The 7888-nt window shown below is 65.0% G+C and carries 8 protein-coding genes; 5 read left to right on the top strand and 3 right to left on the bottom strand.

What is annotated here, in order from left to right; translation table 11 throughout:
- Window positions 1-1017 (top strand): efflux RND transporter permease subunit (locus tag Q8Q83_RS11035; protein ID WP_305623668.1); only part of this gene is annotated, 1017 nt, incomplete at its 5' end.
- A gap of 268 nt (window positions 1018-1285) precedes the next feature.
- Window positions 1286-2497, top strand: a complete 1212-nt coding sequence (locus Q8Q83_RS11030) for a multidrug effflux MFS transporter (protein WP_305623666.1) — start codon at window positions 1286-1288, stop codon at window positions 2495-2497.
- Between the two features lie 131 nt (window positions 2498-2628).
- On the opposite strand, the gene Q8Q83_RS11025 is transcribed toward Q8Q83_RS11030, so the two are convergent.
- Window positions 2629-2808 (bottom strand): hypothetical protein, encoded by a 180-nt coding sequence (locus tag Q8Q83_RS11025; protein ID WP_305623664.1) that lies wholly within the window; start codon window positions 2806-2808, stop codon window positions 2629-2631.
- A gap of 283 nt (window positions 2809-3091) precedes the next feature.
- The gene (locus Q8Q83_RS11020) at window positions 3092-4441 is read right to left on the bottom strand and encodes a PAS domain-containing protein (RefSeq protein ID WP_305623662.1); all 1350 of its coding nucleotides are present in this window, start codon (window positions 4439-4441) and stop codon (window positions 3092-3094) included.
- Window positions 4442-4808: 367 nt separating this feature from the next.
- Between Q8Q83_RS11020 and Q8Q83_RS11015 the strand changes: the two genes are divergently transcribed.
- The 3 genes from Q8Q83_RS11015 to Q8Q83_RS11005 all read left to right on the top strand — a co-directional run bounded on the left by Q8Q83_RS11015 (window position 4809) and on the right by Q8Q83_RS11005 (window position 7222).
- Window positions 4809-5195: a DUF2946 domain-containing protein gene (locus Q8Q83_RS11015; protein WP_305623660.1), complete on the top strand. Its 387-nt coding sequence runs from the start codon at window positions 4809-4811 to the stop codon at window positions 5193-5195.
- 115 nt (window positions 5196-5310) lie between these two features.
- Window positions 5311-6684, top strand: a complete 1374-nt coding sequence (locus Q8Q83_RS11010; protein WP_305623658.1) for a PepSY domain-containing protein — start codon at window positions 5311-5313, stop codon at window positions 6682-6684.
- A gap of 73 nt (window positions 6685-6757) precedes the next feature.
- Window positions 6758-7222 carry a copper chaperone PCu(A)C gene (locus Q8Q83_RS11005; protein WP_305623656.1) on the top strand — a complete coding sequence of 155 codons (465 nt, stop codon included), beginning with the start codon at window positions 6758-6760 and terminating at the stop codon, window positions 7220-7222.
- A 230-nt stretch (window positions 7223-7452) separates the two neighbouring features.
- Here Q8Q83_RS11005 and Q8Q83_RS11000 read toward each other — a convergent pair.
- The coding region (locus Q8Q83_RS11000; protein WP_371132399.1) for an adenosine deaminase at window positions 7453-7888 on the bottom strand (436 nt) is incomplete at its 5' end.

Raw genomic sequence — 7888 nt, 5'->3', positions numbered from 1 at the left:
GCGGCGGCCAAGCGCCCGGAACTGGCCGGGGTGCAGAGCACCTTCAATGCCAGCGTGCCGCAGTACTTTATCGACCTGGATAGAACCAAGGCGCGCGCCCTCGGCGTGCCGGTGAACGATGTGTTCACCGCCATGCAGGCCACGTTTGGCAGCTACTACGTCAACGACTTCAGCCTGTACGGGCGCACCTTCCAGGTCAGCCTGCAGGCCGAGTCGGAGTTCCGCCGCAAGCCGGAAGACCTGTCCCAGGTCTATGTGCGTTCGGCCAGCGGCGAGCTGGTGCCCTTGTCCAGCCTGGTCAAGGTCCAACGCATCCTCGGCCCGGACAGCTACGCGCGCTTCAACGTCTACCCGGCGGCGAAGATTCTCGGCGGCCCGGCCCCCGGCTACAGCTCAGGCCAAGCCCTGGCGGCGGTGCAGGCGGTGGCGGCCGAAGTGCTGGGCAGCGACTACAGCATCGGCTGGACCGGCTCGGCCTATCAGGAAATGGCCACCCAGGGTTCGGGCAGCAGCGCCTTCGTCTTCGGCCTGATCATGGTGTTCCTGATCCTCGCCGCCCAGTACGAACGTTGGACCCTGCCGCTGGCGGTGGTCACCGCGGTGCCCTTCGCGGTATTCGGCGCGATCCTCGCGGTGTGGCTGCGCGGCATCGAGAACGACCTGTACTTCCAGGTCGGCCTGGTCACCCTGATCGGCCTGGCGGCGAAGAACGCCATCCTCATAGTCGAGTTCGCCGTGCTATGCCGGCAGCAGGGCATGGGCATCCTGGAGTCGGCGCTGGAGGCGGCGCGCCTGCGTTTCCGTCCGATCATCATGACCTCCCTGGCCTTTATCCTCGGCGTGGTGCCCCTGGCCATCAGCAGCGGCGCCGGCTCGGCCAGCCGTCACTCGATCGGCACCGGGGTGATCGGCGGCATGCTGGCGGCGACCTTCCTGGCAATCTTCCTGATCCCGATGTTCTACCTGCTGGTGGAGTCCCTGGCAGATAAGATTGGCAAGGGGCGTAGGGTGGGTTAGCGGCGCAGGGCTGGGTTGGAAAATCAACTGCGCAATACGCGCGCCGCGTAACCCACCAAGCGGTTATCGGCCTAACGCAACCGCATGGGTATCACTGCGCTCAACCCATCCTACGCATTGCATAGCCACAAGACCGTAGGTTGGGTTGAGGCGCGCAGCGCCGAAGCCCAACGGCAACCACCCAGGCGCAACCATTGGCGATTGCTGTTTTGTTGGGCTTCGCGCTGCTCAGCCCAACCTACCTTTGCCATTACTTATTTGGACCCCCATGCCACTACGTATCTTGTTGATCCTCGGCGCGCTAAGCGCCTTTGGCCCCCTGGCCATCGACTTCTACCTGCCGAGCTTTCCCACCCTGGCGCGGGTGTTTGCCACCGATGTGGAGCATGTACAGCTGTCGCTGGCGGCCTACTTTGCCGGCCTGGCCATAGGCCAACTGCTGTATGGGCCATTGGCCGACCGCTTCGGTCGGCGCAAGCCGCTGCTGGGTGGGGTGCTGCTGTTCAGCCTGGCCTCTTTGGCCTGCGCCCTGGCGCCGAGCCTGGAGTGGTTGATCGGCGCGCGTTTCGTCCAGGCCCTGGGCGGCTGCGCCGGCATGGTGGTGTCGCGGGCGGTGGTGCGCGATCTGTGCGACCCGATCGGCTCGGCCAAGGTGTTCTCGCAATTGATGCTGGTGATGGGCCTGGCGCCGATACTGGCGCCGCTGGCCGGTGGGCTGCTGCTGAGCAGCCTGGGCTGGCCGTCGATCTTTATCTGCCTGACCCTGTTCGGCGCCCTGTGCCTGCTGGGGATGGCCCTGTGGCTGCCGGAAACCCTGGCCCAGGATGCGCCGCCGGCACCCTTGCGCGGCGCCCTGGGCGAGTACCGGCGGCTGTTCGGCGACTGGCCTTTTCTCGGCAATGCCCTGACCGGCGGCTTCGCCGTGGCCGGCATGTTCGCCTATATCGCCGGCTCGCCCTTCGTGTTTATCCAGCTCTATGGGGTGCCGGCCGAGCACTACGGCTGGCTGTTCGGCAGCAATGCCCTGGGCTTTATTCTGGTGGCGCAACTCAATGCCTGGTTGGTGGCGCGCCATGGCCCGAGCTACTGGCTGCGCCGTACCGTTTGGTTCTACCTGGCCTGTGCGCTGGCGTTGCTGCTGGTGGCGCTGGCCCAGCCGCAGGCGCTATGGCCCTTGCTGCTACCGCTGTTCGGCTGCATTGCCTGCCTCGGCATTCTGCTGCCGAATGCCTCGGCTTGCGCCATGTCCGGGCAGGGTAGCCATGCCGGTAGCGCCTCGGCGCTGCTTGGCTGTCTGCAGTTCGTGATCGCCGCCAGCGCCGCGGCCCTGGTCGCCGCGCTGCATGACGGCAGTGCCTGGCCGATGGCCGTGGTGATTTTCAGCTGTGGCGGGCTGGCGGTGCTGTCTGCACGTTTTACCCGCTGGGCCGAGCGGCGCGTGGCGAGCTCAGTCGCATCGACGCCAGCGCCGCAGTCCTAGGCGGCGCGGCGCCCACCGCGTGTCCGCGGCCAATGCAGTGCATGCCGAGCGTGGTGCGCATGGCACATCCTGTGCGGGAGAGTTGCAGGCGAGCCGTGGTTTGTTGCGTGAGCGCAGGCTAGCGCCTGCTTCTAGCTGGCGATGCGCTGGGTCAGAAGCGCCAGTGAATGCGGCGCTTGCAGCCGGGCTTCGAGGGTGGCGACGAATTGCCGGGCTTCGGCCTCGCTGCGGAAGGTGACGCTGTGTTGGTCGAGGCGCACTTGCCAGCTGCGGCCTGCGGCCTTATTCAGGGGTTGAATAACAACTTTCATCGGCGGTTCCTCCTGTACAGAGGTCTCCAGTCTAGTCGGCCGCTACGAACTTTCCCTGACCTGGATCAATTAGCAGGCCGTTGAAAAACTACCTGCTTGCCGATACGGCGTTAAAAACAGGCTCTAAATGCTCATTTACAGCTCGTAAACTCCGCTTTCTCGCCTGTTTTTGCCTTGTCTCGGCTGCCTCGCCTACATTTTTCAACGGCCTGTCAGCCGTCGGGCGGCGCGCCATTGGTCCGATAGCGACTCCGTGTGGTTCCCCGATATAGGCGGCCACTGGCTATTGCAGCTGCTGGGCCAGGGCGTGCGCATGCAGGTCGCGCAGGCTGCCGCGCAGGCTGTTATCGCTGAGGCTGCGGGTCAGTTGCAGGTCGACCCGGCGCACCCGGCCGTGGCGGGTCTGCAGGCGGTATTCGCCGCGCAGCTTGCTCGGCTCGCCGCCGTCCATGGCACCGATCTGCGCCGCCAGCCTGGCGCCATCCTCGCCGATAAAGAACTGACTCAGCGGACGGCCCAGGCTTTCATCGCCCCGGTAGCCGCTGAGCTGTGCCCAGGCCGAATTGTGGAAGGTCAGGTGGCCGTGGGCATCGGCGAGGAAGATCGCATCGCTCAGCTGCTCGACCAGATCGCGGAAGCGCTCTTCGCTGGCCAGCAGTTCGCCATGCACCTGCTGCTGTTCGCTGAGGTCGATATCGATGCAGTACAGCTCCAGCTGATTGTGCGTGTTGCGCAGCATCGAGTGGCTGGAGAACACCGACACCATGCTGCCGTCCTTGCGTTGCAGTTGCAGTTCGGCGGCGGGGATGGGCGGGCCGCCGAGCAACCAGCTATCGATGGCGGCGGCCACCTCGGCGCGCGCGGGCGGCGGGATGATCAGCTCTTCCAGGCGTTTGCCCAGCACCTCCTGCAGGCTGTAGCCATACAGCTGGCTGCTGGCCTCGTTCCAGAAAATCACCCGGTGTTCGCGGTCGTAGCCCTGCACGGCAATCCGCGGGCTGCGTTCGAACAATTGGCGAAAGCGCTGCTCGCTTTCGCGCAGCGCCGCCTCGTCACGCTTCTGCGGGCTGATGTCCTGCAGCGTGCCGAGGATCTGACCCTGGCTGTCGGTCTCGCCGCGCAGCATCAACCAGGTGCTGTGCTGGCGCTGCGGTTGATACAGGCGGGCGCCGATGGCCAGCGGCGTCTGTTCTTCGATCAGCGCTTGCATGGCGCGGCGCACGGCCGGGCGTTCGGCCGGGTGCAGCCAGCTGAGCAGTTGTTCCAGACCGCTGAGCGCGCAGTCGGCCTCCTGGCCCATCAGCTGCAGCGCCTCCTGGCTCCAGTGAAAGCCGTTGCGGTATTCCCAATAGCCCAAGGCGGCATTGCGCTGGGCTTGTTGCAGCAGGCGGCCGTTGCGGGTCAGCTCGTCGAGCAACTGGCGTTGCGCCTGGCGGTCGTAATAACTGACGGCAAAGATCAGCAGGCTGCTGAGCAGGACGAACAGCAGGCCTTTGCCGACTTGCAGGCCAGCCACCAGATGAGCGTCCGCCACCAGCAGGTTCAGCAGGTAATCGCTGCCCAGAATCCAGGCGCTGCTGAACAGGGCATAGACGCCGGCCAGGCGCAGTGGGGCTACAAGATCGGGTCGCATCCTTACCGCCGATAGGTCGCTGGGGAGCGGAAGACCGCCGGGTACAGGCAGTGTGAAAACTACTGCGCTCGGTTATGCGGCGTTAAAAACAGGCTCAAAATGCTCATTTACAGCGCGTAAACTGCGCTTTTTCGCCGTTTTGACCAGCCGGAGGCTGTTACTGGCGTAGTGCCTTGCCTAACCTTCGCTCGCAACATTTTCACGCAGCCTGGGCAGCGCGCATGAGGCGCTCTGCTGTAACTCGGGTTGGATGTAGAAGAGTCTAGCCGGCGCCGTGCCGATTGCCCGGCCAGCCGTCGAACAGCAGCGCCACTGGCGCTGGCCGCCGAGATTGGCGCGACGCGGCCGGGCTGCTAGAGTCGCCGCCATGAAACTGCCCCGTAGCGACCGCCGCCTGCTGGCCTGGATGCTGTACTTCAGCGTGCTGTTCAGCGCGCTCGCCTGCAGCATTGGCCATGGACAGATGGCGGGCTTGCAGCTCAGCGGTCTGGATGGCCTGTATTGCGGGGGCGCCGCCAGCGGCTCGCTAAGCGGCGAACTGGGCGCTAGCGGCGCCGCTAGCGTCAATCCGGCCACGGGGTTTTCCTGTGCGCTCTGTGCCACCTTTATGGGCCTGGCCCTGGCGGCCTTCTTCGGCCTGCTCGGGCTATTGCCGCTGCAGCAGATCCGCCCCAATCCTCTGCTGGTTGCCGCGGGCCAAGCGCTCCGCTATCTCTGGCCTTCGGCCAATCCACGCGCCTCTCCAATTATCTGACACGGCTCTGGGCCGCGCCTTGCGCCGCGCCCACTCTGCACTCCGTGCTCTAGCCTGATGCGATTAACGCGCGGCCAGGGGCTCGGAGCCGTTGTTGATTATTGGACTCTATGGCATGCACAAATCGACTGCGTCTTTTTACAACCTGGCCTGGCGCTGGCATTTCTACGCCGGGCTGTTCGTTATTCCTTTTCTGATCATGCTGTCGCTGACCGGGATCATCTACCTGTTCAAACCGCAGCTGGACCAGCTGCTGTACCCCGAGTTGCTGCAGGTGGCGCCGGCCGCGCAGCGTTTGGACGCCGATCAGCAGCTGGCCGTGGTGCAGCAGGCTTATCCGCAGGCGGTGATCAACAAGTACCTGCCGCCGGTTGCCGAGGATCAAAGCGCGCAGTTCGTCGTCGACGACGCCGGGCAAGCCCTCAATCTGTTCGTCGACCCGTACCGCGGCACGCTGCTGGGTAGCCAGGATGCGCAGAGCAACCTGCAAGCCATAGTGCGCACCCTGCATGGTGACCTGATGATTGGCACGGTCGGCGACCGTCTGATCGAGTTGGCCGCCGGCTGGGGCATAGTGCTGGTGGTCTCCGGGCTGTACCTGTGGTGGCCGCGCGGCAGTGGCGGCGCCGGGGTGTTGTGGCCGCGTCTGGCCAGTCGCGGACGCCTGTTCTGGCGCGACCTGCATGCGGTCACCGGCTTCTGGGGTTCGCTGCTGCTGCTCTTTATGCTGCTCACCGGGATGACCTGGACCGGCTTCTGGGGCGCGCAGTTCGCCGGGGCCTGGAACCATTTTCCGTCGGCCATGTGGGACGCCGTGCCCAAGTCCGGGCAGCTGAGCGGTAGCTTGAACGACAGCAGCCAGCAGACCGTGGCCTGGGCGGTGGAAACCACGCCGCTGCCGGCCTCCGACCCGCATGCCGCGCATCATGCTCAGGGCGCGGCTCAGGTTCCCGGCAGCGTGGCGACCGTCAGCCTGCAACAGGTGGTCGATAGCGCCGTGGCGCGCGGCGTGCAGCCGGGTTACAGCATCAGCCTGCCGAGCGGGGCCGAGGGGGTGTACAGCGTCGCCCTGTTCGCCGACGATCCGCGCCACGACGCCACCCTGCATCTCGATCAATACAGCGGTGCGGTGCTCGCCGATATACGTTGGCAGGATTACGGCCTGGTGGCGAAAGCCGTGGAGAGCGGGGTGGTGCTGCACGAGGGCAAGCTGTTCGGCCTGGCCAACCAGCTGTTGATGCTGCTGGTCTGCCTGCTGGTGCTGCTGAGTGCCGTCAGTGGCCTGGTTATATGGTGGATGCGTCGCCCGCAAGGCAGCCTGGGCGTGCCGCCGCTGCGCCACGATTTGCCGCGCTGGAAAACGGCGATTGTCCTTATGTTGCTGCTCGGCGCCGCATTCCCCCTGGTTGGCGCGTCGCTGCTGCTGATCTATGCCTTGGACTGGCTGCTGAGCCGCGCGCTGCGGGTGCGGCGTTGGGTCAGTGCTTAAGGCAAAAGTCATTACAAGGGCGGCGCACCGCCCTTATTCAAGCGAGTCCACGAAGTGTTACTGGAGGTTGAGCATGCCGTTGAGAAAAACCCTGTTGCTGCTGGCGCTGTTGAGCCCGAGCCTGTGCGCCGCCGCCCATGACTATCAGGTGGGCGAGTTGCAGATCGAGCACCCCTGGTCGCGGGAAATGCCGCCGGTGGCGCCCACCGCCGCGGCCTACTTTATCCTGCGTAACCAGGCTGGCGCCGCCGACCGCCTGCTTAGCGTCGCCAGCCCGATCGCAGGCAAGGCCGAGCTGCATCAGCACCTGCATAAAGATGGCGTGATGAAGATGCAGCAGGTGCAGGACGTCGTGGTGCCCGCCGCGGGCGAGGCCAGGTTCGAGCCCATGGGTTATCACGTGATGCTGTTCGGCCTTAAGCAGCAACTCAAGGACGGCGAACGTTTTCCCCTGACTCTGACTTTCGAGAAGGCCGGTGCTATCGAAGTGGAAGTGCTGGTGGAAAAGGAGCTGCCTGCGGCCGAGCATCAGCACTGATCGGCTCTGGGTTGGTGGACAAGGCGTTGCCATGTCCACCCTACGGGTGGTATGGCGAAATGCTTGTGTAGGGTGGAAAACCGCGGAGCGTTTTCCACCCTTACCTGAAAACCCCTCACTGCCCGCAGGCCGATGGTGGACAAGCTACGCGTTGTCCCCCTAGGTCTGCGGCCCGTAGGGCGGACATGCCGCAGGCTTGTCCGCCATAAGCGTTCTATATAGGAGTTGGCTCAGACCAGCCGCGCATCCAGGCTGTTCTGTGCCAGGCGCCGGGCCTGTTCCTTGGTCATGCCCAGGTTGTCGTACAGGGCGGCAAAGTTCTCGCCGACATAGCCGCCGAAGTAGGCCGGGTCGTCCGAGTTCACCGTCACCTTCACCCCGCGCTCGAGCATCTGCAGGATATTGTGCTGACGCATATCGTCGAACACCCGCAGCTTGGTATTGGACAGCGGGCAGACGGTCAGCGGGATCTGCTCGTCGATAAGGCGCTGCATCAGCCGCTCGTCCTCGATGGCCCGCACGCCGTGGTCGATACGCTGGATTTTCAGCAGGTCCAGCGCTTCCCAGATATAGGCCGGCGGACCTTCCTCGCCGGCGTGGGCCACGGCCAGCAGGCCTTCGCTGCGCGCCTTGGCGAACACCCGCTGGAACTTGCTCGGCGGGTGG

The organism is Pseudomonas sp., from assembly GCF_030696055.1.
In the GTDB taxonomy this organism is placed as follows: domain Bacteria; phylum Pseudomonadota; class Gammaproteobacteria; order Pseudomonadales; family Pseudomonadaceae; genus Aquipseudomonas.
Note: the sequence above shows the minus strand (reverse complement) of the source record. Positions and strands in the feature narration are given on the sequence as shown.